Below are 25607 nucleotides of genomic sequence, written 5' to 3'. Positions count from 1 at the left end.
TCAATTTCTTACGTTTCATTCGCAAAAACGGATTCGAACACATAGGTTCCCGCACCGATTGCGAAACGTTCAACATCGCTTTCCCGGCCGAGCGAACGAATTTCGACCGCCTGCGTTGCTGGCAATCCGCTTTCTGTTATCGGCTCACCAACGTCCGACGGGACATGAACAACCGCCTCCATATTCGCCGGAATCGTCACCGTTAACCTGAATACACCGTTCTCAAGCGTCCATGCCGTAGCGATTTCGCCCGCGATGGAATCGTACGAGCATTTGGCCGACGTCAACCCGCCAAGCGGACGTGGACGAATGATCGTACGCTCAAATCCGGGAGAAGACGTGTCCGGTTGGATGCCCCCAACATGACGATACAGCCATTCTCCGACGGAACCGAACGCATAGTGGCAAAGCGAGTTCATGCCCGGATCCTGGAACCCGCGTTCCTCCGTCCATCCATCCCATCTTTCCCAGATCGTCGTCGCGCCTTGCGTCACCGAATACAGCCAGGAAGGGTAACTTTCCTTCAGCAGTAACCGGAATGCAAGCTTCTCGTGCCCGCTTGTCGACAACACTTCCATCAAATGTTTCGTGCCGTGGAACCCTGTCGCCGCCATTCCCGCCACTTCTATGCCGTCGACGAGCCGCTGCAGTGCTGTTTCACGCAATCCGTCCGGCACCAGTTCCCATGCAAGCGCCATCGCGTACACCGTCTGAGTATTGCCCCGAATGCGCCCTTCGCCATCCACGAACTCCCGAATGAACGCCTCGCGAACGAAAGCATGCAGCTCTTTGTAACGTAAGGCGTCCGCTTCCTCGCCAACGACCGATGCAATATCGGCCATCAGTTTGGCACCATGCGCCCAATACGCGGTCGAGAATACATCATAAGGCGTCGTCGAATGACCCGCTACTTGCCAGTCGAACTCCGCTTTCGTCTGCTCGAACGGCCGCTCGTCCAACGACAGCCAGTCCCCGTATTGCGGGGCGTCGCGCCGAATGCCGGTCGGGTATAACTTTTCGTTGTAGTCCATCCACCGTTTCATCGAAGCGTAGTGACGACGAAGCACGCCGATGTCGCCGTATCGCTCGTACAACAGCCATGCGATGATCGGCGGAGCGTCTGCCCATCCGGCGGATGCGGTATGCGTGTAAGTGAAATCGTTGTCGAATTCCGTTTTCGGCCCGAAAATAAACGGCGCAAAATCGGTATATGCCCCCGTCGGCCGCTGACCGTCTTCAAGGTCATCCAACCACTTCGCCAGGAAAGCGGCCACATCCATGTTATAGGCAGCAGTCGGCGCGAAAATCTGCGCGTCGCCGGTCCAGCCGTGCCGCTCGTCGCGCTGCGGGCAATCCGTCGGCACGCTCATGTAGTTCGCCCGTTGCGTCCAAACAATATTGCTTATTAGCTGATTAAGAAGCGGCTCGGAAGTCTCGAGCTTCCCCGTCTCGGGCAACGCGGAATGGATGACGACACCGACGATATCGTCGGCGAGAGGCGCCGGTCCGCCAGAAATCTCGACATATCGAAATCCGTGATACGTGAACGCAGGCTCGAACGTTTCCTGCATTCGCCCCCGGCACATATACGTATCCGTCTGTCTGGCGAAACGCAAATTGTCCGTGTACAAGCGCCCGTTCTCGTCCAGTGCTTCCGCGTAGCGTAGCGTGTAGAGATCGCCTTCGCTGCCTTGCAGCACGACGCGGAGATAACCGCTCATCATCTGCCCCATGTCCACGAGTACAACGTCTTCGGCCAGACGCCTCACCGCAATCGGCTGCCTGATCTGGGTCGCGCGAATCGGCGGACACTTCTGTGCAACAAGATGTCCACGGTAATCGTACATACGTGCCGCCGGTTTCCATAGTTCGTCGTCGAACCCGGTTTCCCGCCACGCAAGCGGCTCCAGCCTCGCGTCCCAGTTCTCGCCCATCTGCAAGTCCGAACCGATGATCGCCCCGAACGCCGCTTTCCACTCTGCATCAGTCGAGACAGACTGGATCGTTCCGTCCTCGAGCTCGATGTTTAATTGCAGCAGGAACGAGGGATCCATGCCGTATTTCTGATAGCCGTACATGCCGATGTACCCGGTATACCAACCGTGACCAAGCATGACGGCCAATGCATTATCGCCTGCGCGAAGCAGCTCCGTCACGTCGTATGTTTGATATTGGACGCGCACGTGATAATCGGTCCACTCCGGCGTCAACGCATCGTTCCCGATTCGAACGCCGTTGAGGAACAACCGGTACGCGCCAAGTGCCGTCGCGTGGACGGTCGCTCTCCTGACGTTGCCTTCGCTAACGAAAGATCGGCGCAAGTAAGCGACCGGATTAGGCGCTTCCCGGGTCGGCTTTCGGCTGCTCGGGTGGCCGATCCAGTGCCCCTCCCATTCATTCCTTCCAAGCAACCCCATCGACCAAGTCGCCGCTTGGCTCCAATCGGAGCCTTCACCTTTCTCGTCCCAGACTTGAACTTTCCAATAAAGCCGCTGTCCCGAGCGAAGCGGCATGCCGCGATATTCAACATGCGTCGGCCGGGCATCAGATACGATTCCACTGTCCCATGCGTCCCCTTCATCACTCGCAAGCGCTTTAGACGAGAAGGCGACGAGGACCCGATAAGCCGTCATCCTCGCTCCTCGCCATGACGCTTCTACGTTCCAGCTTAATCTTGGAGCGAGCACGTCAACTCCAAGTGGATCCTCCAAATATTCCGTGCGAAGCTTCTGTACAATCATCCGATCCATGCACAATTCCCCTCCCTTGCAAACATACCGTGCAATTTATCCTTTTACCCCGCCTGTTGCCACGCCTTCGACGACTCTTCCCGAGAACAGGAAGAATAGAATCAGCAGCGGTACCGTGGCCATCACCGAGCCGACCATCGCCATATCCATGTTGTAGATGACATTGTTCGTGAATTTCATAATCATGAGCGGAATAGTCTTCTTCGTCTCGGTATGCAAGAAAATAAGCGGGACGAAAAACTGGTTCCATATTTGCATGGACATAATAATGCAAATGCTGAACGTAACCGGGCTTGCCAGCGGGAACATGACACGAATGAAAGTCGTCCATTCTCCGGCTCCGTCGATTTTGGCCGATTCGTACAAGTCGTGCGGCAGCTTGGAGAAAAATGTCGTCAACAAGAAGACGGGCATCGACAAGCCGGATGCCAGCACGAGAATGACCGAAAACTGGCTGTTCATAAGCCCCATATCCCGAATGAGCAGGAAGATCGGCACGATGCCGAGTTGGACCGGGAACATAAGTCCGATCAAGAAATAAAGCAAAATGCCGCCTTTGAATTTGAAATTGAATTTGCCGATGCCGTAAGCGACCATCGTCGACAAGATGACAACGATAAGCAATGCACCGAACAAAATCAAAGCACTATTGAGCAAGTAAGTGAAAAAACCTGCGTCGACGAACAGTTTGCGGAAGTTGCCGAAGCCGAAATGTTTCGGCCAGCCGAACGTCGCCGATAACAGATCTTTCTTCGGACGGAAAGACTGGTAAGTCATATAAGCGAGTACGAACAAGGTCAGTAGCGAATACGTCCACAAGATCGCGGAGCTGATCGGCGTTTTTCTCGATATCGATTTCATGTCAGTCCTCCGATCTGCGATAGGTGACGAACACCTGCAAGAGCGCCACGATGAAGACGATCAGGAACATGACGCAAGCGATCGTCGTGCCCATGCCCATCGCGTTCACGTTTGTCGTTCCGCCGACTGCGCTGTTTTCCCCGAAAGAAATCCGGTAGAAGAATAGCGCCATGACGTCGACGCTGCGATTAATGCCGCCCGCTGCACCGCCTAGAATAAAGCTGTAGTCGAACATCGTCATCGCGAAAATATAAGTCAGAATAAGCATATTTAAGATGGTCGTCTTGATCTGAGGAATCACGATGCGGAAAAACCTGCCCCAATACGAAGCGCCGTCCAGCAGCGCCGCTTCGATCACTTCGGACGATATCATCTTCATTGCGCCTAAGAAAAAAATCATGCCGACGCCGATGCCCGACCAAGCGACTAGCAGCCATACGATATAAATACCGAGCTCTGGCAGCCCCATCCAAGGACGGGTCCATTCGCCGAGCCCGATTGCTTCCAATAACCGATTAAATACGCCGATGTTGCCGTCGAACACAAGGGTGCCCATGAACGCGATGACAGGCGTAGCGATAAATTGCGGGGAGAAGATCATGGCCTGGAAGAAGCGATGCCCTTTGATTTTGCCGTATAACAAGTAAGCCAAGTAAAGCTGTGCAGGAAGTACGACAAACGCATTCAGCGCAAACAATGTGAAGCTGTGGCCGAGCGCGTTCGTGAGCTGAGAGAACAGATCGGGATTGCGGAACAGTTCCGCGTAGTTTCCAAATCCGACGAACGTCTTGTCGCCAATGCCGTCCCACTTATTCAAGCTGATCTGAACGGCCGATAAAATCGGGTAAACCGAGAACAACGTATAGAGAACGAAGCCGGGTAAAATAAACCAGATGAACGGCTTGCTGCGAAACCAGGACATCGCTTTCACCTTCCTTGATGCGAAAGCGGCCAATCGGCGACCGTTACTTTACGCCGCTTGGCCGCTCCCGCGGATGCTGTTACAATTACTTCGGCGCCGGGTAGGTTGCCGCTTTATCGAGAATAGCCGCTGCTTCTTCGCCCGTAATGGCCGCAGTCATCAGCTTCGGAATCACATCTTTCATCATCATGTCAGCCGCATTCGATTGCGGAGAGGACAACGCGGTCAAGACGGAGTAGATGTTGAGGCCCGCTTGGTCGAATACGCCAAGCTCCTTAACGCCTTCGTCTTTCGGCGTAATGTCTTTGATCGTCGGCACGAGGCCGGTCGCGTCTTCCATAATCTGCTGCGCTTCCTGACCGCCCAGGAACTCCAAGTATTTCAGCGCTTCTTCAGGATGTTTGGAACGCGAAGCGATCGCGTATGTCATGAAGTTGCTGTAGCTCGATTGCACGATGCGTTTGCCGTCTTTGTTCGGAATCGGGAAGCGGCCGAGACTCAAACCTGACGCGACGTAAGTCGAGTTGTTCCACGTGCCGTCGATGATCGCAGCCGCTTTGCCGTTCGTGAAGGAGAACTGCGCGCCCGCCATATCTTGAGCCAGGAAGTCTTTGCCGAAGTAACCTTTATCCACGAGATCGCGGAACGTCTGGAACATTCCGGCGACCGCAGGATCGGTCAGCTTGCCCGTGCCGTTCTGTGCCGCTTGAAGCGCGTCGTTCGCGAAAGCCGGCGCCAAAGCGAAGATCGGCCAAGCGCGATCCCATTCGCTCTTACCTGCGAGGGCAATCGGAGTGACGCCCGCTGCTTTCAGCTTGTCGAGCCCTTGCACGAATTCATCCCAGTTCTTCGGTACGCTAAGCCCGTTCTTGTCGTAGATTTCTTTGTTGTAATAAACGACGTTCGTATCGAAGAAAGATGGCAAGGAGCAATAAATTTTGCCGTCGATCGTACAGTAAGATTTCTGCGAGTCGTCGTAACGGGACAGGTCCATGTTATACGAAGTCAAATCAAGCAAAAAGCCGTTTTTGACCATCTCGGACATTTTTGATGTTTTGTCGCCTTGTACCCAGAACAGATCAGGCAATTCGTTCGCTTGCAGCGCGACGTTTAAGCTCTGATCGTTCTGCGCGAAGTCGTATTCGATTTTGATGTTCGGATATTTCGCCGCGAACGCCGCGTTAATTTTCTTGAACGGCTCTTCCAGTACGGCTTGGTTGCCGAGGTCGCCCCATACTTTTAACGTGACGTTCTCTCCGCCGGACGATGCTGCCGGGCTTGAGGCGGCAGGAGCCGACGATGATGCGCTTGGCGAGCTTTCGTTTTTGTTGTTACTTCCGCATGCTTGCAGCGTGAAAGCGAGCAATGCCGTTATCGACGCGAGCGCGAATGTTTGACCTTTTCTCAACGTGAACCCCTCCTGAGCTTCCATGGATTGTGTATCCGAATTGCAGTGTAGCGGATCGCGATCTACCCTCATTGTAAGCGTTGACACACCGGGCATCCATGCAGTTTGCCCCTCTTCTGATGCCAAACAGCCGGAACCTCCACGGCCCCGGCTGCGACGACGTTCCAAATTTCTCGAATTTGATTCCATTTTCCCGCTTACTTCAAGCTTTTGAAATGTTTGACCGTCTGGCCCGTCTTGCGTTTGAACACTTTAATAAAATAGTTCGGGTTCGAATATCCTACGCGAAACGCGATTTCCTCGGTCGAAAGATCCGTATCGCGGAACAATCTGACTGCTTCCCGTACACGCAGGTCGGTCAAATAATCGGAGAACGCTTGCCCCGTTTCCTGGCGAAACCGCTGACTAAAATGATTTTCGCTGAAGTTGGATAGTTGGGCCATATCCTCCAGCCGGATCGCTTCGCTGAAGTGCTGGCTTAAATGCTCTTTAACCCGCTCCAACCATCCTGTCCGGGATTGCCGGCTTGTAACCGTCATCTGCGTTCTGGCGGTCAATTCGCGAACCAATGTCCGCCATTCGTCTGAAGTACGTACAGCCCCGGCAGCTTCGGGTAACGGCCATAACGAAACAAAGAACCGTCCGAGCTCCGCCGTCTGCAAGTCATACCGTTCGATCAGGAAGTCGGCAAGTTGAGAAGCGACGGCGACACCGAGTCTTACCCATTCCGAAGGCTTGTAGCTGAGAAGCTTCTCGTCCTGATAAGCGAGCAGCTCCTCCGCAAGTGGAGTGAATTGCATATAACGAATCCGCTGCTTCACCAGCTTGTAGACCGCTAGCCACTCTTCCTCCGAGAAAGTTCCTCTCGGGAGCGCAGCATCGGACAAGCGGACCTCGCCATCGAATCGGGAACCTTCCGCTGCCTGCTCCGCTCTCTTGCGCGCAGCCGTCCAATCGCCATCTATCCCAATCTCATCACCGAAACCGACCGCGAGCGAGACGTTCAGCTTCTGGGAGAACGCTGCGGTCCACTCTTCCGCCATCCTCTCGCATTCTTCTCGTATGCGCTGGTCGTCTCCAGCGGGATCAAATGCGTAAGCACCATGGAATATGCCGTCTTCTTCGCCAAATAGAATCGGGTTGCGCAGTCGTTGGAACATCTCTTCCGCGAGCAGCCTCATCGCTTTGCGCTCTTCAGGGGAATACGCCTCGCTACGATGATAGGGAATCAGGACGATCCAGCGAAATGCCGACCCGTGATCTCTTAACTTTGCAGCCATGGCGTTCTTGTCGCTGTCGTTAATCGAGCCGATTTCAGTATGTCCGGGCGTCGCCGGCTGTGCGGGGTCGTATGACTTTCTCATCTCGTAAGGAAGCGAGCTTAGAACTCTCAGCAGTTCCTCTGGCTCCATTTCGTACTTGGAAATATAGTCGGTCACGCCAAGCTGGATCGCTTGACGAGTATATTCAAAATCGTTGTAGCTGCTAAGCACGATAACGTGGATATCAGCATGCGTCTTGCGAAGCTCGCGGATCAATTGGAATCCGTCCATCCCGGGCATCCGGATATCGGTTAGCACGACATCGACGGGAGAGACAGCGGCAGCGGCGAGCATTTCTTCTCCGCTTTTGAACACGCCGGCGACCCGGAATCCATTGCTTTCCCAATCTATAATCGATTGCAGCCCGATTCTGACGAGCGATTCATCGTCTACGATCATGACGTTACGCATGTTTTCCCTCCTCGCGGTCGTCCTCTAGCTGTAAAGGCAAGGTTAGCTTAAACGTCGTCCCCTCGCCAGGCGAGCTCTTCATATCAAGGCCGAAGGCGCTGCCGTAATGAAGCTGAATTCTCTCGTGCACGCTATGCAAACCGAAGTGGCTCTCCCCGCTGTCGAATCCTTTTACAATATCCGTCAAACGCTCTGCTTCTACGCCGACTCCGTTATCCTCGACGAAGAGCAGCAGTTTATCCCCTTCTCTTCTCGCGCGCACCGAAATATCGCCCGGTCTATCCGCCAGAGCCAGCCCATGAATCAGCGAATTCTCAATGAGCGGCTGAAGCAGAAACTTCGGGATCCGAGCGCCTTCGAGCTCGGCCGGAATATCCGCATTAAACTGAAAATGCTGATAACGCACTTTCTGAATCGTGACATAATTGTGCAACATCGCGATTTCCGTGGAAAGAGCGACCGGATCGCCTTTCCCGCGCAAGGCGTAAGTGAGCATCTGGTTCAGCGAATCGACCATTTCTTTAATGTTGTCCTGCTTCTGGATCATCGCCATCCAACGGATGGAATTAAGCGTGTTGTATAGAAAATGAGGCGATAATTGATTTTGCAGTACGCGGATTTCCGCGTCTTTCTTCTTCGCTTCCTGCTTCGAAATTTCATCGATCAGTTGCTCGATCTCGTACATGACGGAAATGAACGTATCGTTCATCTCGACGACTTCGATCGCGCCTCCGAATCGTTTGAGCTTGTTCGGCTTGACGCCTTTAATGCCTTGCTTCATGTTCAGCTTCAGCCGGCGGATCGGAATAACGAGGTCCATTGCTAGCAGTTGGGTTACAATCAATCCGATCACGATGCAGACAAGGACGATAAAGATGGCTAGCTTCGCGATCCGGTAGATCGGTTCGTAAAGCTGACTGAGCGGAAGCTGCGCGGACAGGCGCCACCCGTTGTGCAGTTGATTTTGCGAATAGGTCAGCAATTGGCGTTCGTCATCGTTGATCTGTTGTCCGTTGCTGACGAGAAGGACGTTGTCCTGGGTAAGCAGCTTGATGGCGACGTCCTCTTGAAATTTGGTCTGGGCGAAAATGTCAGTAATCGCTTTCGAATCGATCACGATCGTTAACGTCCCGAGTACGTTCAGCTTCTTGTCCCGAATCGAACGACCGAGTCGGAACGCCTCGTATTTCACGTACCCGTCGCTATAACTCTGGGGCATAAACCAGTTCGCGCTGCCTTTGCCTTCGGATACTTGGCGATTGTACGCTTCGTTGGTCGCATTGAAGTCATCGATCGCGTTAATGCCATACGTATATTGAGCGGTCGGCGTCACGATCTTGATCGCTTTAATGTAAGCGTTCTGCCCGGCGCCAAGCCAGAACACGTTTAATTTCTCGTTAATGTCGTTCTGGATTTGAAATTTCTCGTAGATCGATTTCGGAGTAACGGAAATCCACGCCAGCAAGCTGTCGTCCGTCATGATTTGTTTGCTGAGCAACTCGTAGCTGCCAAGGCGGTCATCGATCTTCTGCCCCATAAGGCTGAGCAGATTGGTCGCATATTCCGATGAGCGGGTTTTGGAAGAGGCGGTGTAATTAGCCGTCAGGCTATAAATACCGGCTAGCGCCGGCAGGAGGATTAGAGGCATATATACGAGAAGAAGCTTGTAGGGAAGCCGAATTCTTCCCCAACGGAATATCGAGGATCGTTTGCTTGCGAACATCGTAGTTGCTCCCCCCCATCCGGTCTATACGCTGGATGTCTTGTACGGTTAGTCTACCATAATGGAGGGGAGGAGGAGAATAAACAGGAATTAGCTTGCCTTTTTCCCTTTGCCGGTAATGATTTTGATCGATCCATTTTCCACTCTTACCGTGTAGGTGAGTTTGTATTTGCTAAGCTTCGGTTCGTCCCCCCCGCCTTCCCACGCTTCGATCAGAACGGCAACTTGCGCCTCCTTTTCGGTTGCGGACAAGATGGAGCTCTGGGTAACCGCTACGCTCTGCGTATGCAAATAACCTTCCCGGAACTTCTCGTATGAGGTTTTCGTCTGCCAATCGCTTCCCAGGACGCTGTACGCCGATACATAATCGCCGCTGTCGAGCGACTCATAGAAGTAGTTCACGAGATATTGCGCATCCTCTGAGAGCGTCTCTTTCGTATATCCCGCTCCGAATGCCGCTTCGCCGTTCATGCTGGACGACTCTTCGGCAAGTTTCTTATCCGGATGCAGGCTCCATTCCTCGATCATACTGGCAACTTGGCGATACGGGATACTGAATCCAATGCTGCCCTGGTCATTGCCCGCAGAGTTGATGCCGATCACCTTGCCGTTGCTCTCGAGTACAAGCGGTCCGCCGCTGTTGCCATGCGTGATCGGAGCAGAAATTTGATACAAACCACGATACTTGACCGTATCGATATCAAAATCGCGGTCAACTCCGCTAATAATCCCGGTTGTAACCGTATTATCCAGCCCCAGCGGGCTACCGAAAGCCATGACTTCGTCGCCGACTTCAACTTTCGACTCTTTATCGACAGCGATCGGTTCCTTGCCTGCGAGCGCATCGACACGCACGACGGCGATGTCTTTCTCTACGCTTATTCCGATCACCTTACCCTCGTATACGTTCGTGTCGCTTGTTTTTACTTGAACGCCAAGAGCATCGGCAACGACATGCGCGTTCGTAACGATATCGCCTTTATCATTGTATAGAAACCCCGATCCGAGCGACGTTTCTTCCGGCAAAATCACTTCAATAGATACGACCCGCTTCTGGCTCTCGCGAATCATTTCCTTGAGATCCGGTTTGGCATCCAGTTTCTCTGTCGTCCCCGGACTGCCAAGCTTCGACTCCGCATGTACGACAGGTGCGCTCCAATGGTCGTTTAGCTCATAGGCGGAGAAGCCCCCGCCAACAAGAATCAAGGCTGATAGGGTGTATGTAATCCAACTTTTCATAATTGCGGTCCTGCCTTTCGCTTAATTGATCTCCCATTCCACACGGGTGACAGTGGCCGAACTTTTGCCGTCCAGATTGTCGTAGTCCATGTAGAAACTTCCCGTCTTCCCGACATCCAGATCCGTTGGCGACACGTAGATCGAATCGCTGTCAATCACGTTGCCAGCATCGTCCAAAAGGTCATAATAGACGAGGATGTAGCTGATCGGGCGCATCGCACGATTTTTGACCGTGCCTTCTACAACGAAATACCCGCTGTCATCGGTGTAGGCGTTAAGCGTGAGCAGTTCGACCGCCTGCGTCCGGTTGTTGAGGTCTTCCTGATTCGCCGCTTCGATCGCTTTCTGAATACGGTTGTTCTCTGCGTCTTCGAACGCTTTCTTCTTCTGCTCGACCTTCGTTCTTAACGCAGTCAACTTGCTGTTTCCATCGTCGAACTTCAGAGCCGTCTCGATAGTAGTCAATGCTTCCGCAAACTGCTTTTCGGCCAATTTGTCTGATGCTTTGTCGTAAGAAAGATCGATGATCTTCTGCCGGATTTTTTTCGATGTTTTTTGCGCTTCGTCTCCGCTATAGTCCTTCACTGTATTGAACAATGGGATAAGCGCCTCTACCGTCGTCTTGACCGCCAGGTCACCGCTCACTTGTGCAACAACGATCGTCTCTCTCTTCTCATCCGCAAGGGAAGCGAGTTTCTGGAAAACGGGACCGTTGCGAGTCGCAAGCTCCTTATCGAGTGTATCGATCGCTTTAATCGCATCGTCGAACTTCTTGCTTTTCCATTGTTTATCTGTGTCGTCCAGACGGGCTTGCAGACTGAGCGCATCCGTAAGCAATTCGCGATCGGCAAGCAACACTTTATGATCCGGCCGCTTCCCGAGCGCCTTCTCAATCGCCGCCATCCCTTCCGCCAACTTGCCTTCCAGTGCGAGGCTCTCCCCCTGTTGCTGCAGCTTGTCGACCTGCCGATTGACGGACATTTGATATCCATATAGTCCACCGATGAGAATGACAATGATGAGAACACTTGCTGCCGGGAGCAAATAAGTGAGAGAAAGAAAACGTCGACCGGAAACCCGTGGGGCAGTAGCATTAGCGGTCGATACTCCGCCTTGTGTCGTTGCCTGAACAACGGCGTCTTCTTTTTCCCGCGATTCCGGTTTCTCGTCGGCTTCCATTATAATTGGCGCTGGCGCAAGTGCTGCGGCCGTTTCTTCTTCAGCGAGTTCCCCAGCCATTGCAGCCGCTTGTTCCTCCGCTTGGGCAGTGACTTCGAGAGAAGCGCCGCAACTGCTGCAAAATTTGCTGCCTTCCTGAGACTTAGCTCCACAATTCGAACAAAACATAACAAATACTCCCTTAAACATTGATGTATAGTGCTGTCTTTTTCACGAATCCTTATATTTCGACATCGTTTTAGAATCTCCTGCCAAATTCGGATTTTCTTCGCTTTCAACAAAAAAAGCCCTGTAAAAGGGCTGTGGTTACGCATGCAGTGACTCCTCTTCCTGTTCCCTCGCTACTCAGCCAAAAAAAACTGCGTGACGCCAACCGCAACAAGGAAGATGATCAAGTAAATAGCCGTCCACTTCAGAAATCTTTTCGCTCCCGATTGCTTGGGCTTCTTCACTTTGTTTTTAATCGTAATCTTGATCGACTCATATTGCTCCGGGGTCAACGATCGAGCCGGAATCAAATGTATGGCATTATGGCTATGGAACATCATGATATACTTCGGCAAACAAAGCCCGCGAACCATATCAGACCATCGGACGCGTTGCGTAGTCGATTCCGACTCCATATACACATCGTCCTCAGAGAACGTATATGTTCTTTCTTCTTGAGCGAATTTGTCGAACGATTTTTTGGAGCCGATGAACACGCCATAAATCATCGCAATCATGGTCACAAAGACGATAATCGCCATTGGCGTATAGCCGGAGAACTCGAGTGACGATATGTCTACGCCAATTCGTAACGTAGCGAAAATAAACAATACTGCAAAAAGCCAAATATTCCATTGCCGAGTAAGGTACGAAATATTCATTTGCATAAGATCTTGGGGCGTTAACTTCACCGTAATCGTAAATGATTGGTTTTCCACGTTATCGATACCCTCTCCTTCATTAAATAATTTTAACGAAATAGCCGATCAAATACGCCGCCGGAATGAGAATAAGTTGGGCAGCCATCGTGCCGAAAAAGCGGCTGGTCATCAGCAGAACATAGATTTTGCCGAGTTGATGACGTTGTTCCTGGTGCGTTAACGCTTTGTCAGTAATGAGTCCAAGTTGGGGATCGATGAAAATGGTCAAAATAATCGTCGCGATCCCATTGATGATACCGGAAGCTTGCGATGCTGTCGTGCTGTATTGCGGAAACAGATGAGCCGCATAGAGGGAAGCCAGAACGCCAACCGTATAGATTCCGGTGACGGCAACATTTAAGAGGATGAAACTTTTGGAGATGCCAAGGTAGCGGTACTGGCTGAGTTTGAATCTGGGCAATCTTATGTATCTTCTCGTTCGCTTGATCTGTGCGAAAGTGACGCTAGAGATGAGCTTCGGAATAGAGCCGGTTACTTCCAGCCGATTAATGATTTTGGCGCAAATGCCGACGAATGACGGGAACAAGATAATCGCCAGCAATGTTCCGACGGACGAAGCAAGGATGATGATTCTCAGTTGACGGAGCAGTTCGTTGTCCACGTGATGTCTGGCATAATCGACGAACTTTGCCGTCATCGGCGCTTGCACCATATTCGCCGTACGTGAGACAAGCACGATAATGCCCGTAAGCGACAACGCAACGGCGATTTTGTTGAGTTGAACGCCTGCCAGCCGAATCGAGTAAGATAACGTCTCCGCGGCGTGAATGATCATTGTCATTGCGAATACGATGATAAGATTGGTGCTCATCACCGGCTCGCCTCCAGCGCTTTCACCAGCTTCTTGGGCGCGAAGGCACACCATGCTTTCCGAATCAAACCTTGTACTTCCGCACGCTCGGCAAGCGGCAAATGAACATTCAAATAGTGCACTGTCGCGTAAGATTCGTCTATACGATATACGCTAGGTTCGATTTCGGCGTAATAGGCCTTATCCTCCGCAGTTGACTTGATCGTTACGGTGTACCCGTCCGGCTGAATGACCGCGATGATTTTATTCCGAATGCGGAAAGACGGCTTCCCCCAATGTTCAGATTCGATCGTCTCCGGCAAAGACAAACAATAATCCCGTACTTCTTGAACCGTCATCATAAGGGGACCGCCTCTCAAAATAACTCGTCCATCAAAATGTAATAGTTCACTTTGTCGGTATCGATCCGATCGATGCCGTAACAGCTTAGAAAATAATCTGCGTATCGATCTGTGCCATAATTGTGTCTTAAACTTCTAATCGCCAGCGCGATATCTTGATAACGATCTGCCACTCCCGCCCTGCCCAGATCGATGAACCCGGACAATTGATCGTTATGGATGATCAAGTTCGGCAAACAATAGTCGCCATGCGCGACGACGAGATCTTCCGAGCTTGGTCTTGTCCGCTGCAAATGCTCATACACTTGCAATGGCGTCCAGCCTTGATATTGTTCTTCGAAATCGGATTCGTCCACCAAATCGTGTTCGATTAATCGGCGTGCCGTCTCGAGCTTCCTGTCGACAGTCTGAATGAGCGGGCAATCCGCAACACTGATCTCATGGAATTGCTTTAGCGCTTCCGCATAGACGCGCACCAAATCATCGGGTTTCGCCAGCAACCGCTCGTTCGAGCCATCCAGTCCGACAATTTCCGAGATCAATAAATAGTCCTTATTCTGATGCTCTTCGTAGAAGAGCACTTCAGGTACCGGAGCCCGACTGTGAAGCCACTCGAGTGCTTCTTTCTCCGGCCGTAAAGTTTCTTTCCAGTTGGATGGCGCGATTTTGAGATAGGCGGAATAGCCGTTGGCGCCGGTTACGCGAAACACCGAGCTGCCCGAGTGTCCGACAGTATTCTCGTGAAGCTGGCATTCATGCAGCATAATCTGAAGTTGCGGAGGCAAGATCAACATTTGCATACCATCAACAGATTGCCGTCGGGATCTTTAAAATTAAACCAGTGATTATGTTCGATTCCCGTTACAAGATTAACTTGTTTCGCTCGCATATACTCGAAGGCTTGCCCGATGTCGTTCGTGTTGAAATGAAAGGCTGGTGCTCTAAATATGTGATCTGGCGAATAAATTTTGCTATCCAGCACAATGCTCGTACCATTCATAGGCAGCACGTACAGATGACCGAACAGAATTTCGCCATCGACCGGTAAATTTAATAATTCGCAATACCAATCACGAGCTTGCTCGATGTTGCTGACGGGAATAAATACGGTGCCTACTTCATTCAATATCGGGTTCATGAACAAGCCTCCTTCATATGGTTATGTTTTTGTGCCTATTATAAGAGCCCCTTTTACTTCCTCCGCTTAAAGACGATGACAATATCCCGCGAAGCGCCTTGCGACATACTCGTGTCAAAGCACGAAACTAGCTCCCAGCCTTCGCTGCCATGTGCGTTCAATTCGTCTTCGAACTCTTCAGTGTCAACCTTTCCGCCAAGAAACCCGCCTGTTTTATACTTGATCGTGCGATACTCCCATTGCTCCATCGCTATATCCCCCGCATCTTTAATTTGAACCGCTAACTTCCTCTTCCTCATAAAATACAATCCGATTGCCGAATGGATCGGTAATGCTACATTCGCGACTGCCCCATGGCATTCGTTCCAGTCCCGGCCTGGCATAGGAATATCGCTTCTGTACGAGATGTTGCTGGAATCCTTCGATCCCCTTTATTTCGATTCTGACCGCTGCGCCAGGACAACAATCCCCGTGGTGCTCGCTCAGATGTAACCGAACGCCATCTTTGGAAATTTGCATATACAACGGCAGATCTGGTTCGAAACGATGCTCCCAGTCCATCTTAAAGCCTAGGAAGTCCAAATAAAACTCCTTCGCTTTTCGCTCATCGAATATTCGTAAAATCGGCACAAGCCCTTGCAATCCCACCCGGTCTGCCTCCTTGTTCATGCCTTGTTATCCTACCGTCGATTCGCCAGTCGCCATTTCCACACAATCGTGGCTGCGGCTAATATTAGAAGGGCACCTCCACCGAGAAGAAGAAATGGCGAAAGCTTACGGTCCCCGTTATCCGCCTCGCCTGGTGTGTAGGTAGTGCCCGCTCCAAGCTGCTGAATATCTTGATCTGCTTGTGCTAACGGAACATTCCCGCTGCATAAGTTCGTCTGCAACGTCCGATCCTTATCCTCATAACTATAGACCAAATAGGATTGACCCTTATCGAACTCGAATCCACAAGACGACGAACTGCCATCGTAACTATAAATCGAGATTCGCGGTCCGCTTACACCTTTCCAAGCTTGCTGAACAGCAAATGTGTATTGCCTTAGCTTACCGTGTTGAGATTTCTTCGTGCCGCCTCTCTTGACGACTGTACCAACAAAGATCGCGCCGGAGCGCTCAAGTTTCTCTTTCACACTGCTTCCTGCACAACTGCAGGCATAAGCCTTTTTCTCAGGGAACGATATCAATCCGACGACAATCGATAGAAGGATAATGACTATTGGCAGGCATCGCTTCATTTCCACACCACCTAGCTGATTTTGTTGGCGATTGACCGTACCTCATCGTCGCCTCGTTGATATTTCTTACACTTTGTGGGAAAAATAACGCTGAGGTGATCTTCGTGGTCTTTAAGTTAGTGGCAACCGTATTGATGTCTGCTAGTCTCATCGTCCATGAACCGACGCTATTTCAAGTTTTTGACGTGAAGCAAGGGAAAGTCGTCCAACAACGGCCTCTTACTTCCGAGCTCGAGAAGTCCATTTTGTCTCTTCTGGACAACTCGCCCACATTGTATGGCGGACTTGCCATGAATCCAGAAAGCGGTATCGTCCTTCACATCGTATGGGACGAGCCCATCCAGTTAGCATCCGCCTTGTACCCGGAGCCAATCAAAGAAATCTATTTGTTCCTCGAGCCTGGCACTCAGCCCAAAGCATTAATTTTTCTGAAGGACAAAGCTAAATACAGAGTTGTAGTGCTGCAGGGAAACAGCGACCAGTTCATGTGGCAGAATAAACTCTACTTTCTCCATCGAACATCAGTTTTTCTGAACAGGAAGATCATGTAAGAAATAACTGCGATAACAACAACGATTTGGATCGGCGTAGAATCCAAGGCCCTTATTTCATATAGTGCTGTATTGATTCGGGTAATCGCATACAAGACTGCAAACACAACAACAAATAGCAACAAATCGTTCCATTTGTCCCCTTCGCTAATAAAGACCGCAATGAGTGCGAACAGGCAGCCGATAACTAACACCGCATTGATCAACATGTACCCGTTTTCCCCTTAGCTTTTGAATGATAGTCCTGCTTCCTGCAAGGCAGCTCTAAGTTTTGGCATGGATGCGGGGCCCATTCCGTGAAATTGCAGAATATCCTTTTCGCTATGTTGAGATAACTCCTGCAAGGAATGAATCCCATGATGCTCCAAAGCTCTCCTTGCCGGGGCGGAAAGCAAAGACAGGAATCCGTCATTAGGTTTTCGTAGTTCTTCACAGATTGGGCAAGTCGGACAATCGGTGCTCTTATAATACAGATGCCCTTGCTTACACTTTCTTTGGCTGCTGCTCGACTTAGTCATCTTTGCACCTCCATCGGAGCCTATAGTTTTCTATTCATGATGAGCAAGAATGTTTACCAGTTTTCCGAAAGGGTCCCTTACGAAAAATCTCCTCACACCCCACGGTTCATTGACTGGTCCATATTCTATCTGAAATCCTGCTTCTTTAGTTCTAGTATAAGCGACATCTACATCATCCACTTCAATGGATAAGTCAGGGGTTAAAGTCCCGGAACCTCCTTGCGAAGCAATCGAAATTTGTACTTGCATAGCTTGATTCGATCCGTAAGTGGTAATCCATCCATGGTCCATCAGCAGATCGAGTTCTAACACATCCTGATAAAAAGATTTCGCCTGAGACAGCGCTTCCGAATGGATATTTGTTACAATTCGTTTTACTATCATCATTTTCCTCCTAGGATTTCCTGATATAATCTCAGATTCTCATCGGCTCTAGGTAGTTGAAAAGTGATCTTCATTTCCACTTACCTCCATTTTAAGTAAAGGCCATTTACTCAACCATTCCTTTTCCCTGACTCTACGCTGAAAATAATCTTGATCCTTAAATAATGGGCTTTTTCTAATTACTAAGTTAAACAGATCATCAAGCCCTTGCGGAGCAATTATCCTTAATTGATCCGTTGTTTCTTCTAGCGAGACTCCAATTGAAGTAGCCGTCTCTGGCCACCTTCTCATTGCTTCTTCAACTGAACGATACTGCGCTTCATTGTTCTTATCATGCATTCTTGCTTGATTCTTAACTGACCAATTATACTTATCTATCTCTTGTTTCAAGAGTTTTTCATAATCTTTCTCAGTCGTCTCGGATAGATCATTCAAATCATAATAAAGGACATCTACGTCATTCAATGGTGTTTCATCTATCTTGGCGTGTAAAAAATCCCAAACGAAGTTCCGTACATAGCCGGCTGCTATGCACCACTCAGGTAATTGGAGCCGTTGAACGGCTTTCAGATCCCTCAAGAGAAACCGATGCCCGGAAAGAATTTGAATGAGTTTTTCCTTACGCTTCAAGCTTCCACCCCATTTTTGTCATCAAATAGATAATTTGGGCGATGTGATGCTCATTGTGCCATATAAACCTTTGAAGTGCTACGTCCAAAGGGATTGTGCCTAATACCTGCGTATTAAACTTACTCGTAAAATGATCTGAGTTCATTCCTTTTAATACAACAAAAAATCGCGTATGTATGGAGTCCAGTAATTGAATCGATACTTCAACTGGAACATGTTTATAGTCCTCAAGCTCTGCCCATAAATCTTGTCGGTATGAACTTGCCATCGGTTCGTCTTCAGTTAGTCCTCTTTTAAATCTCAAGAAAGCGTTCATGTCATTGTCAGCCAAATGATGTACGACTTGTTGAATCGTCCATCCATTTGGTCGATATGGAGTCATTAATTGATCTTTTGTAAGCTGTTTAAGCACTCTTTTAAGGGGATCAATGATACCTGGTATTTTTTTCTCGTTCTTCAACAGAGCAGCCTGAAATGGGTTCAAACATACCAATTGGATATCGATTATCCTCCATCCTGATCCCTCTATATTATATTCATTTTCGGTTTTCCAGGCAGGTACTCCAAAACCAAACTTTCCTCTTCATTATAAAATATGTTTACATATTCCAATGCGTTTGTTCTTGATGATAATACTGCAATTTCTTTTAATTTCTTTCTCCTGTCATAATAGTTATAAATCAACCTGAAATATTCATAGCCCAAAACTGAACATGCTGTAAGACCAGTAACATCAAGGGATTATAGCAATTTAACGCTTCACTTGAAAAGTGAAACAGAAATATGGAAAAAGAGCCCTTACTTTGGTAGTGTTGATGGTGACCAAACGCACCAAAACTACAAAGGAGACTCTTCTATGGCAAGTCTACAAGAGTATGGCATGAACTTCAACCCCCGAATGAAAGTGAATTTTGAAGGCGGCGATCTGACCTCAGATGCTGGCCTGCTTCTCTATAAAGAATTTGATCAGCATCTTTGTGGTTATCACACCGATGATCATGCGGATGACTTATCTCATGAACCTCTGTTGATCGCATTGATGGAAAAAGAACGACTCGCTTCACAACCAACCATTTCGCGCTTCAATGAAAAGGCAAATTTCACAACGGCTAAATCGTTGGAGCGTATTCATGAAATTCTACAGGGCCGAGCCTATGCGATTGAGCCCCGTGACCAGTTTGTACTGGATTTGGACTCCTCTGGATTTGCTACTTCCGGCAAGCAGCATGGAGCGAACTACATTCATCACTATGCGCAAAATGGATTTCATCCGCTGTTTTGCTTTGACGGATTGACCGGTGACTGTTTGCGTGCAGAGCTTCGTGCCGGAAATGTGTACACCTCTCGTCAGGTTGTAAGATTCATGGGACCTGTTCTGGAACGTTATCAATCTTGGGCACCTAAGGCTTTAATTGTATTTCGTGGTGACAGCGGTTTTTTTGCCGTTCCTGGCTTGTTTGAACTCGCCGAAACGAAGGGACATAAATACGCGATTCGCCTGAAAGCCAATGCCCGTCTACAATCTGCTGCGCAAGCGATGGCAAATCAATTGATTTAATCCCCAAAAGCTACATGAGCGGCAAGTTCACTATCTTGAATTCCGGTACAAGGCAAAATCCTGGAACTGTGAGCGTCGTGTGGTCGTGAAGATGGAGCGTCTTGCGGGAGAACTTCATTTTCAATTCACCTTTATAGCCACGAACATGAGCTTGCAACCACGCAATGTCATTCGCTTTTACTTTCAACGTGGACACATGGAGAATTTCATCAAGGAAGCGAAGAACAGTTTTGCTTGCCATAAGATGAGCAGCACCGGATTCGAATCCAATGCGGTTAAATTGCAATTGGCGATGTTGGCGTACAATTTCAACAATTGGTTTCGCAGGCTTTGTTTGCCCGAATCATTCAAACCAAACCGAATGGAAACGCTGCGTACCAAGTTGCTTAAGATTGCTGGAAAGCTGATCTATTCCGGCCGATACTGGACATGGAAACTGTGCAGTTCTTGCATCTACCAGAATCCCTTTATCCAAACGCTAAACAATATCCAGCGGTTGCCTAGATTCGGATGAAAGTCGACTTCATCCCTAATTTTCAAATGTAACATTTCGGCGAAACGGGCAAGTGCGCTCATTTTTCTACCCATATAATGGATATTCCCTTTTTGTTCGGTGACGGCTTTAGAGACTCATCCAATACAATTACAAAAATACAAAATTGAATGACTTCGCAAAGTCAATTACCCTTATGTATCCAATTTAATCAGTCGATTTATGACTCTATGAATATTTCAGGACTCAATATGTTTGCAACAACTTTAAGGAATCACTAACTTTGGATGAAATAAGCCGTCACTTCCACCTTAGCCCAAGCTATTTGAGCCGCACCTTCAAAAAATTTACAGGCTTCGGCCTAATTGAATTTATCAGCTCCGTAAGGATCAAGGAAGCACAGCGCTTATTACGGGAAACAGGTGAACGCATAACGACCATTTCTGAACTCGTCGGTTTTGAAAGCTTTCCTCACTTTGAGAGGGTGTTTAAAAAATTAGTTAAGCAATCTCCCCGCAACTATCGTTCACAGTTTAGCAAATAAATTCAGATCCGATTAATTATTTATTCGCGCTCCAATGCGCGCTGTCTTTTGCCATAGGCAAGCTTGGACAATAATACGCTGATCTCGTATAACAGTACGAGCGGTACAGCGACAAGCAAGTCCGATACAACGTCCGGCGGAGTAACCGTCACGCCAATCATAATCAGAATAAACCAGGCTATTTTCCGCATTTTGACAAGTAGCGCCGGTCTGAGAATACCGATGCGGCTCAGGAACAAAATAACGAGCGGGAGCTCGAACAGCAACGAGATCGGCAGCAATATATTAAATAAGAACGAGAAGTATTGCGTTACACCATACGTCTGCTCGAGACCCAAATTAAACGTGACCTTCTCTGTGAACAAGAACGCCATCGGAAAAACAACGAAATAGGAGAACGTCAAACCGACAAGGAACAGGACAAACGCCCATGGGACGAATACAAGTGTCGCTTTCTGCTCTTTCTCCCCTAGCGCTGGCTTCACGAACAACCACAACTGGAACATCGCAAAAGGAATTGCGACGACGAAAGAGATCAGGAAAGCAAATTTCATATACAGCCCGATGGCATCCCATGGAGAGAACGCGTGCAGATCTAAGTTTTTCACCGGTGCCGCTTTCACTAGATATTCGAATACGGGGTGAGAGCCGAATAAGCCCCCGACCAGGCCGAGCACAAATACGATCAGGCAATAAATCATTCGTTTGCGCAATTCACCAAGATGCTCCGTAAGCGGCATCCATTCGTCTTTATGTTGCTCGCTTTGGTTTTCAGCCATCTATTATCTTTCGCCTCCTCGCGACAATGGGGCCGCCTCTTACGCGAATATTTACTTCGCATCAAGAGGCCGGCCCCATGAGGTTCTTTGTTGCAACTTCGTTTATTCCGGCAGGTGCCGTTCCGCTTTCTGCGGATCCGGCTGTTCCGGAGAAACGTCGACCCGGCTTGCCGGCTTCGGATCGTCCATCAAATCGTTGGCGCCTTTCTTGAATTCGCGTAACGTGCGGCCGAATGCTTTTCCAAGTTCAGGAAGCTTGTTCGGCCCAAATAACAGCAACGCGATCAACACGAGCAATATCATACCGGATGCACCAATACCACCCATCGTATTACCTCCGTTTTCGTTAAGTTTATATAAGCCCTGCGGACAATGCCGATATGTTGAACATTTTCTCTTCTGCGATCGAGCGATTCGCGGCCGCGCCGATGAGCAGCGACAACGCGCCTGCCGTGATGTCCGCAAGTTGACCGAGCGGATCGTCAAGCGGACCGGCAAATAACATGCGGCGAAGCCTTTCGTCCCCCCCGCCGTGTCCGCCTCCGGAAATTGGCAATCGGGTATCGGTAGGTGAGTGTTTCCGATGACAAAGACGCCAACTGCTCCTACCGGGCGCCGCGCTTTTTCTGGCCCCGCTTCGTGACGACCGTTTCCAGATCCGGTTCGCCCGTCGACGGACTTGCCAGCGCCTCCGCCTCGTTGAAAATCTCCAGTTGGTCCGCAGAGGTGCGCTCACTGGAGGCGCCGATAAAAGAGCCAGAATCCGTTGTGATCCCAGTAAAGCATCTTGAGTTTGTCCCTTCCACGATTACAAAATACAAAATGCGGGTGCGAAGGGGTTGAGTTGAAAGCCTTCTTGCACTCCAGCCTTAACCCTGTTGTGATTTCCGCATTTCCGCTTTACTTTTTTTGAAATTGCGGAAGCCACTTTTCATTAACTACGAACATTTCATCCACCATCATTTGTATTTCATCGAGGCTCAATACGGCAGAAGTCAACGGATCCATACAAATAGCATGAAACACCTTCCTCCTGTCGCCTGTCAATGCTGCTTCGACGGCCAATTCCTCACAAGCGGCATTTATATTGACCAGCACAGCAAGATGATCAGGCAACGGCCCTACATGTATTGGTTCTAATCCGGACTTTGAAGCCAACACCGGCACTTCAACGCAGCAACCTGCAGGCAGATTGTCGATTAAGCCGAAATTGCGGACATTTCCATTAAATTTAAATAACGTTCCATCACCAAACACAGCATTGAAAATAGAGGATGCGTATTCAAAACTTCGTTCCAAGTTGACTGCTTCATCAATTGATTTGGCCAATCCTTCTCTCCAGGTTTCCTCTGCATCCAAATATCCGTTCAAAATATATGCATGCTCTCCCGGATTCCACCCCGTTCCGGAAGTACAGTATTTCTGAATCAAATCCGGTCTTTTACGGAACCAAGGATTGTATTCGGAATTGTGACCGCTGGATTCCGTAACATAGTAGTCCAGGTGAATGAACATCTCATTCCGCACTTGTTCTTCATTATAGATGTCTGTCTGTTTAACGGCCTCTTTAAGCAGCGGATAGGCATCTTTTCCTCCCCATTCATATTTCAAGTAGAAGGCAAGATGATTAATTCCCGCGCATAAATAATCGATTTCATTCAGCGGAGCGCCTATCCAGCGAGCCATCATTTCCGCCGTATACTGAACGCTATGGCATAATCCAGTAACCTTTACCTTGCTTTCTCCCTGCATGGCTCTGCACAGCATAGCCATAGGATTCGTATAATTTAATAATACTGCATGCGGACAATAAATTTCGACATCGCGAATAATATCCATCATGACAGGTATCGTTCTGAGTGCCCGAAAAATTCCAGCAGGCCCGCGCGTATCACCGACATTAATATCTACACCATATTTTTTAGGAATTTCAATATCATGCCGGAACACTTGAGGACCGCCGACCAAGATCGTGCAAATAACGCCATCGGCACCATCTAGCGCTTCTTGCCGGTTTGTTGTTGCAATAGCTTGTGCTGGATAGTTTCCCGCTTGAATGATTTTGTCAACTGCTTTTTTCACCATCGCCAGGCGTTCGGAATCAATATCCATCAATGCGATTGTACAGTCCTGAAAAGCCGGATAAGTTAAAATGTCGGTCACTAATTTCCGTGTAAATCCTAAACTGCCTGCACCGATAAAAGCGATTTTTCTAGTCATGTGTGTACGTTCTCCTAACTTAGAAGTCATGATAGATGAAGCAATCGATCATAATCCGACTCATTTAAACTATAAAGATCGCCAATTTCTTTCCCCGGCGCATACAGCTCCGACGGATGGGTAAATCGAATCACGTCATTCAGCGCTTGCGTTACTGCTTCCGCTCTTCCTTCTGCCTTTAGCAGCTGCATGAATTCAAAATCACGAATGCCTCTCTGCAGCCATTTATACCTGAGCGAGAGCATCGGTTTGCCGCTTGCCCCTGGATATACAAAATGCATGTCGCCCGTCGGCAAGCTGGCGCGATAGCTTATTTGTCTTAACGGATCATCGGGCCAAGCGGTATAACTCCAGCGCAAAAAACCGTCGTACTGCAGCTTCTCGGTTAACCAAGCGATCAATCGGCTTTCAAGAGGCGGAGACGAAACAAATGTATTTGGTCTTTGCGGACCGCAGCAAACGTAATACAAAAGCCGCCCGCTAATCCTGTCCCGCAGTTCCTGCATCTTCTCATATTCATTCGCTGCACAGACAATGATAGGCACAAAATCGCAAATCCCTTCAATTCCCGCGCGGATGAATTCCGCATGATTGACAGCAATTTTATATTTAAAACTCGGAGCTATGCTGCGCAATGTGTTCAATCTATTAAGAAACTCCGTCATATCGGCAGGCTCGTCGGCAAGAACCCGCACCTTATCGATCCAGCCTTTGTCAATGAAATGCGCCTCAAGCGACTTAACATAATGACTGATATGGTCAAAATGTCGAATAAAGCAATACCGCTGACTGCGTTTATCGAAATAACGCACTCTCATCCCATCAGGGTAATCTTCAACTACCCCGCCATACCCTGCAGCAGGATCCTGCCATACGTTCAATAAACCGAACACTTCAATTTCTTGGTCAATCCCTTGGCTCTCCGCTAGTTCAATCAATCGATCCAAGGATGAATAGTCATAGTGAAAGGCTCCGTCAATATCACGCTCTACCCCAATAATGCTATACTCGAATAAATCGGAAGGTTCCGGATCCATGAAGCTGCTTTGACCGATCCACGGGATATCTGAAACGACGCAAGATACCGCTTTTTGTCCAAGCTGCCCCATGCTCTGAAAATACTCGTTCAATACTGTAAAGTGTCCGTCCGACCACAACGGCATATTATATTTTCTGGCAATATTGCAGTGATGCTGCCATAAATCAAGATAAAATTTATAGTCTTTCGGTTCGGGTAACGTATACGGTTTGACAACAAGGCTGAAGCTGCACTTCGCAACTTCCCGCTCATCTTCAAACAACATTCTCGCAAACATTTTTACGGTTCCTTCATAACGTCCGGGCGGTGTGTCCGGAGATGCATGGCATTCGACCCATATCGGTTGAACCGTTCTCTTTTTCACAAAAATATGAGATTGATCCAATAAAGTATCTGCCTTCATCGTACGGTTATTGTCATCTACAAGCCCCACGATCTTCACTTCTACATCGATTGCACCTTCCATTTCGACACCGATTCGGGCAATCGTTAACGGCCCTCCCTTCCAGAATAATGAATCATTACCGACCGTCAGCAACAAATCTTCCTCCGCGCTTACGACCGCTTGAAAAACGGCGCTATCCCTTCTGCAGCACACGATATCTATCGATTTATT

Annotated in this window: 28 protein-coding genes and 2 pseudogenes; 4 read left to right on the top strand and 26 right to left on the bottom strand. The window is 49.1% G+C overall.

What is annotated here, in order from left to right:
- Positions 1 to 8: 8 nt before the first annotated feature.
- The 16 genes from ACFPOF_RS24235 to ACFPOF_RS24160 form a co-directional block, all read right to left on the bottom strand.
- The gene (locus tag ACFPOF_RS24235) at positions 9 to 2750 is read right to left on the bottom strand and encodes a glycoside hydrolase family 78 protein (protein ID WP_378137528.1); all 2742 of its coding nucleotides are present in this window, start codon (positions 2748 to 2750) and stop codon (positions 9 to 11) included.
- Positions 2751 to 2786: 36 nt separating this feature from the next.
- Positions 2787 to 3611 carry a carbohydrate ABC transporter permease gene (locus tag ACFPOF_RS24230; protein WP_378137526.1) on the bottom strand — a complete coding sequence of 275 codons (825 nt, stop codon included), beginning with the start codon at positions 3609 to 3611 and terminating at the stop codon, positions 2787 to 2789.
- Position 3612: 1 nt separating this feature from the next.
- Positions 3613 to 4533, bottom strand: coding sequence for a carbohydrate ABC transporter permease (locus ACFPOF_RS24225; protein ID WP_378137524.1), 921 nt, complete (start codon positions 4531 to 4533; stop codon positions 3613 to 3615).
- An 85-nt stretch (positions 4534 to 4618) separates the two neighbouring features.
- Positions 4619 to 5941, bottom strand: coding sequence for an ABC transporter substrate-binding protein (locus ACFPOF_RS24220; RefSeq protein ID WP_378137522.1), 1323 nt, complete (start codon positions 5939 to 5941; stop codon positions 4619 to 4621).
- A gap of 197 nt (positions 5942 to 6138) precedes the next feature.
- On the bottom strand, positions 6139 to 7674 hold the full coding sequence (locus ACFPOF_RS24215; RefSeq protein ID WP_378137520.1) for a response regulator: 1536 nt from the start codon (positions 7672 to 7674) through the stop codon (positions 6139 to 6141).
- The gene (locus ACFPOF_RS24210; RefSeq protein WP_378137518.1) at positions 7667 to 9397 is read right to left on the bottom strand and encodes a cache domain-containing sensor histidine kinase; all 1731 of its coding nucleotides are present in this window, start codon (positions 9395 to 9397) and stop codon (positions 7667 to 7669) included. The genes ACFPOF_RS24215 and ACFPOF_RS24210 overlap by 8 nt, the downstream gene beginning before the upstream one ends.
- Before the next feature lie 90 nt (positions 9398 to 9487).
- The gene (locus tag ACFPOF_RS24205) at positions 9488 to 10636 is read right to left on the bottom strand and encodes a S1C family serine protease (RefSeq protein ID WP_378137516.1); all 1149 of its coding nucleotides are present in this window, start codon (positions 10634 to 10636) and stop codon (positions 9488 to 9490) included.
- 21 nt (positions 10637 to 10657) lie between these two features.
- Entirely contained in the window at positions 10658 to 11983 is a 1326-nt protein-coding gene (locus ACFPOF_RS24200) for an FxLYD domain-containing protein (protein ID WP_378137514.1), read from the bottom strand.
- 173 nt (positions 11984 to 12156) lie between these two features.
- A complete protein-coding gene (locus ACFPOF_RS24195) occupies positions 12157 to 12741 on the bottom strand; it encodes a YcxB family protein (protein WP_378137512.1) in 585 nt (194 codons plus the stop codon).
- A gap of 22 nt (positions 12742 to 12763) precedes the next feature.
- Positions 12764 to 13555 (bottom strand): lipid II flippase Amj family protein, encoded by a 792-nt coding sequence (locus ACFPOF_RS24190; RefSeq protein ID WP_378137510.1) that lies wholly within the window; start codon positions 13553 to 13555, stop codon positions 12764 to 12766.
- Positions 13555 to 13896, bottom strand: coding sequence for an MmcQ/YjbR family DNA-binding protein (locus tag ACFPOF_RS24185; protein ID WP_378137508.1), 342 nt, complete (start codon positions 13894 to 13896; stop codon positions 13555 to 13557). Before ACFPOF_RS24185 ends, ACFPOF_RS24190 begins: the two co-directional genes overlap by 1 nt.
- A 14-nt stretch (positions 13897 to 13910) precedes the next feature.
- Positions 13911 to 14690 (bottom strand): APH(3') family aminoglycoside O-phosphotransferase, encoded by a 780-nt coding sequence (locus tag ACFPOF_RS24180; RefSeq protein ID WP_378137506.1) that lies wholly within the window; start codon positions 14688 to 14690, stop codon positions 13911 to 13913.
- Positions 14684 to 15034 (bottom strand): VOC family protein, encoded by a 351-nt coding sequence (locus tag ACFPOF_RS24175; RefSeq protein ID WP_378137504.1) that lies wholly within the window; start codon positions 15032 to 15034, stop codon positions 14684 to 14686. Before ACFPOF_RS24175 ends, ACFPOF_RS24180 begins: the two co-directional genes overlap by 7 nt.
- Before the next feature lie 53 nt (positions 15035 to 15087).
- Positions 15088 to 15282: a DUF4177 domain-containing protein gene (locus ACFPOF_RS24170; protein WP_378137502.1), complete on the bottom strand. Its 195-nt coding sequence runs from the start codon at positions 15280 to 15282 to the stop codon at positions 15088 to 15090.
- A gap of 19 nt (positions 15283 to 15301) precedes the next feature.
- Complete coding sequence (locus tag ACFPOF_RS24165; RefSeq protein ID WP_378137500.1) at positions 15302 to 15703, bottom strand: glyoxalase superfamily protein; 402 nt, start codon at positions 15701 to 15703, stop codon at positions 15302 to 15304.
- 11 nt (positions 15704 to 15714) lie between these two features.
- Positions 15715 to 16275 carry a hypothetical protein gene (locus tag ACFPOF_RS24160; protein WP_378137499.1) on the bottom strand — a complete coding sequence of 187 codons (561 nt, stop codon included), beginning with the start codon at positions 16273 to 16275 and terminating at the stop codon, positions 15715 to 15717.
- A gap of 104 nt (positions 16276 to 16379) precedes the next feature.
- Between ACFPOF_RS24160 and ACFPOF_RS24155 the strand changes: the two genes are divergently transcribed.
- The gene (locus tag ACFPOF_RS24155) at positions 16380 to 16826 is read left to right on the top strand and encodes a hypothetical protein (protein ID WP_378137497.1); all 447 of its coding nucleotides are present in this window, start codon (positions 16380 to 16382) and stop codon (positions 16824 to 16826) included.
- A 224-nt stretch (positions 16827 to 17050) separates the two neighbouring features.
- Here the strand turns inward: ACFPOF_RS24155 and ACFPOF_RS24150 are convergent, their stop codons facing one another.
- The 4 genes from ACFPOF_RS24150 to ACFPOF_RS24135 are packed head-to-tail and all read right to left on the bottom strand — an operon-like array spanning position 17051 to position 18818.
- Positions 17051 to 17344, bottom strand: coding sequence for an RNA polymerase alpha subunit C-terminal domain-containing protein (locus ACFPOF_RS24150; RefSeq protein WP_378137495.1), 294 nt, complete (start codon positions 17342 to 17344; stop codon positions 17051 to 17053).
- Between the two features lie 30 nt (positions 17345 to 17374).
- The gene (locus tag ACFPOF_RS24145; RefSeq protein ID WP_378138533.1) at positions 17375 to 17728 is read right to left on the bottom strand and encodes a VOC family protein; all 354 of its coding nucleotides are present in this window, start codon (positions 17726 to 17728) and stop codon (positions 17375 to 17377) included.
- A gap of 48 nt (positions 17729 to 17776) precedes the next feature.
- The gene (locus ACFPOF_RS24140; protein WP_378137493.1) at positions 17777 to 18358 is read right to left on the bottom strand and encodes a nucleotidyltransferase family protein; all 582 of its coding nucleotides are present in this window, start codon (positions 18356 to 18358) and stop codon (positions 17777 to 17779) included.
- Positions 18348 to 18818 carry a YfiT family bacillithiol transferase gene (locus ACFPOF_RS24135; RefSeq protein ID WP_378137491.1) on the bottom strand — a complete coding sequence of 157 codons (471 nt, stop codon included), beginning with the start codon at positions 18816 to 18818 and terminating at the stop codon, positions 18348 to 18350. The genes ACFPOF_RS24140 and ACFPOF_RS24135 overlap by 11 nt, the downstream gene beginning before the upstream one ends.
- Before the next feature lie 396 nt (positions 18819 to 19214).
- On the opposite strand from ACFPOF_RS24135, the gene ACFPOF_RS24130 reads away from it, so the two are divergent.
- The 3 genes and pseudogenes from ACFPOF_RS24130 to ACFPOF_RS24120 form a co-directional block, all read left to right on the top strand.
- Positions 19215 to 19916, top strand: coding sequence for a transposase (locus tag ACFPOF_RS24130; protein ID WP_378137489.1), 702 nt, complete (start codon positions 19215 to 19217; stop codon positions 19914 to 19916).
- Between the two features lie 25 nt (positions 19917 to 19941).
- A pseudogene (locus tag ACFPOF_RS24125) lies at positions 19942 to 20430 on the top strand (transposase); the annotation flags it as partial.
- Between the two features lie 250 nt (positions 20431 to 20680).
- Positions 20681 to 20953, top strand: a pseudogene (locus tag ACFPOF_RS24120) (helix-turn-helix transcriptional regulator); the annotation flags it as partial.
- Positions 20954 to 20973: 20 nt separating this feature from the next.
- Here the strand turns inward: ACFPOF_RS24120 and tatC are convergent.
- From tatC to ACFPOF_RS24090, 6 genes are all read right to left on the bottom strand, one after another.
- A complete protein-coding gene (gene tatC, locus ACFPOF_RS24115) occupies positions 20974 to 21732 on the bottom strand; it encodes a twin-arginine translocase subunit TatC (RefSeq protein ID WP_378137487.1) in 759 nt (252 codons plus the stop codon).
- Between the two features lie 102 nt (positions 21733 to 21834).
- The gene (gene tatA / locus ACFPOF_RS24110) at positions 21835 to 22059 is read right to left on the bottom strand and encodes a twin-arginine translocase TatA/TatE family subunit (RefSeq protein WP_378137485.1); all 225 of its coding nucleotides are present in this window, start codon (positions 22057 to 22059) and stop codon (positions 21835 to 21837) included.
- A gap of 25 nt (positions 22060 to 22084) precedes the next feature.
- Positions 22085 to 22237: a hypothetical protein gene (locus ACFPOF_RS24105; RefSeq protein WP_378137483.1), complete on the bottom strand. Its 153-nt coding sequence runs from the start codon at positions 22235 to 22237 to the stop codon at positions 22085 to 22087.
- A gap of 227 nt (positions 22238 to 22464) precedes the next feature.
- Positions 22465 to 22599, bottom strand: a complete 135-nt coding sequence (tnpB, locus tag ACFPOF_RS24100; protein ID WP_378138532.1) for an IS66 family insertion sequence element accessory protein TnpB — start codon at positions 22597 to 22599, stop codon at positions 22465 to 22467.
- A 33-nt stretch (positions 22600 to 22632) separates the two neighbouring features.
- Positions 22633 to 23952, bottom strand: a complete 1320-nt coding sequence (gene melA, locus ACFPOF_RS24095) for an alpha-galactosidase (RefSeq protein WP_378137481.1) — start codon at positions 23950 to 23952, stop codon at positions 22633 to 22635.
- A 26-nt stretch (positions 23953 to 23978) separates the two neighbouring features.
- On the bottom strand, positions 23979 to 25529 hold the full coding sequence (locus ACFPOF_RS24090) for a DUF4091 domain-containing protein (RefSeq protein ID WP_378137480.1): 1551 nt from the start codon (positions 25527 to 25529) through the stop codon (positions 23979 to 23981).
- Positions 25530 to 25607: the final 78 nt, after the last annotated feature.

It is taken from the genome of Cohnella soli (genome assembly GCF_042655525.1).
GTDB classification, from domain to species: Bacteria; Bacillota; Bacilli; order Paenibacillales; family Paenibacillaceae; genus Cohnella; species Cohnella soli.
Note: the sequence above shows the minus strand (reverse complement) of the source record. Positions and strands in the feature narration are given on the sequence as shown.

Coding starts and splice junctions, on each gene's coding strand:
- ACFPOF_RS24150 (WP_378137495.1), bottom strand. CDS start 17,344: ATGACTAAGTCGAGCAGCAGCCAAAGAAAGTGTAAGCAAGGGCATCTG.
- ACFPOF_RS24175 (WP_378137504.1), bottom strand. CDS start 15,034: ATGAACCCGATATTGAATGAAGTAGGCACCGTATTTATTCCCGTCAGC.
- ACFPOF_RS24165 (WP_378137500.1), bottom strand. CDS start 15,703: ATGAACAAGGAGGCAGACCGGGTGGGATTGCAAGGGCTTGTGCCGATT.
- ACFPOF_RS24210 (WP_378137518.1), bottom strand. CDS start 9,397: ATGTTCGCAAGCAAACGATCCTCGATATTCCGTTGGGGAAGAATTCGG.
- tatC (WP_378137487.1), bottom strand. CDS start 21,732: ATGGCTGAAAACCAAAGCGAGCAACATAAAGACGAATGGATGCCGCTT.
- ACFPOF_RS24205 (WP_378137516.1), bottom strand. CDS start 10,636: ATGAAAAGTTGGATTACATACACCCTATCAGCCTTGATTCTTGTTGGC.
- ACFPOF_RS24180 (WP_378137506.1), bottom strand. CDS start 14,690: ATGTTGATCTTGCCTCCGCAACTTCAGATTATGCTGCATGAATGCCAG.
- ACFPOF_RS24130 (WP_378137489.1), top strand. CDS start 19,215: ATGGCAAGTCTACAAGAGTATGGCATGAACTTCAACCCCCGAATGAAA.
- ACFPOF_RS24225 (WP_378137524.1), bottom strand. CDS start 4,533: ATGTCCTGGTTTCGCAGCAAGCCGTTCATCTGGTTTATTTTACCCGGC.
- ACFPOF_RS24235 (WP_378137528.1), bottom strand. CDS start 2,750: ATGGATCGGATGATTGTACAGAAGCTTCGCACGGAATATTTGGAGGAT.
- ACFPOF_RS24200 (WP_378137514.1), bottom strand. CDS start 11,983: ATGTTTTGTTCGAATTGTGGAGCTAAGTCTCAGGAAGGCAGCAAATTT.
- ACFPOF_RS24145 (WP_378138533.1), bottom strand. CDS start 17,728: ATGATAGTAAAACGAATTGTAACAAATATCCATTCGGAAGCGCTGTCT.
- ACFPOF_RS24190 (WP_378137510.1), bottom strand. CDS start 13,555: ATGAGCACCAATCTTATCATCGTATTCGCAATGACAATGATCATTCAC.
- ACFPOF_RS24160 (WP_378137499.1), bottom strand. CDS start 16,275: ATGAAGCGATGCCTGCCAATAGTCATTATCCTTCTATCGATTGTCGTC.
- ACFPOF_RS24215 (WP_378137520.1), bottom strand. CDS start 7,674: ATGCGTAACGTCATGATCGTAGACGATGAATCGCTCGTCAGAATCGGG.
- ACFPOF_RS24230 (WP_378137526.1), bottom strand. CDS start 3,611: ATGAAATCGATATCGAGAAAAACGCCGATCAGCTCCGCGATCTTGTGG.
- melA (WP_378137481.1), bottom strand. CDS start 23,952: ATGACTAGAAAAATCGCTTTTATCGGTGCAGGCAGTTTAGGATTTACA.
- ACFPOF_RS24185 (WP_378137508.1), bottom strand. CDS start 13,896: ATGATGACGGTTCAAGAAGTACGGGATTATTGTTTGTCTTTGCCGGAG.
- ACFPOF_RS24170 (WP_378137502.1), bottom strand. CDS start 15,282: ATGGAGCAATGGGAGTATCGCACGATCAAGTATAAAACAGGCGGGTTT.
- ACFPOF_RS24105 (WP_378137483.1), bottom strand. CDS start 22,237: ATGTTATTTGCCGGTCCGCTTGACGATCCGCTCGGTCAACTTGCGGAC.
- tatA (WP_378137485.1), bottom strand. CDS start 22,059: ATGGGTGGTATTGGTGCATCCGGTATGATATTGCTCGTGTTGATCGCG.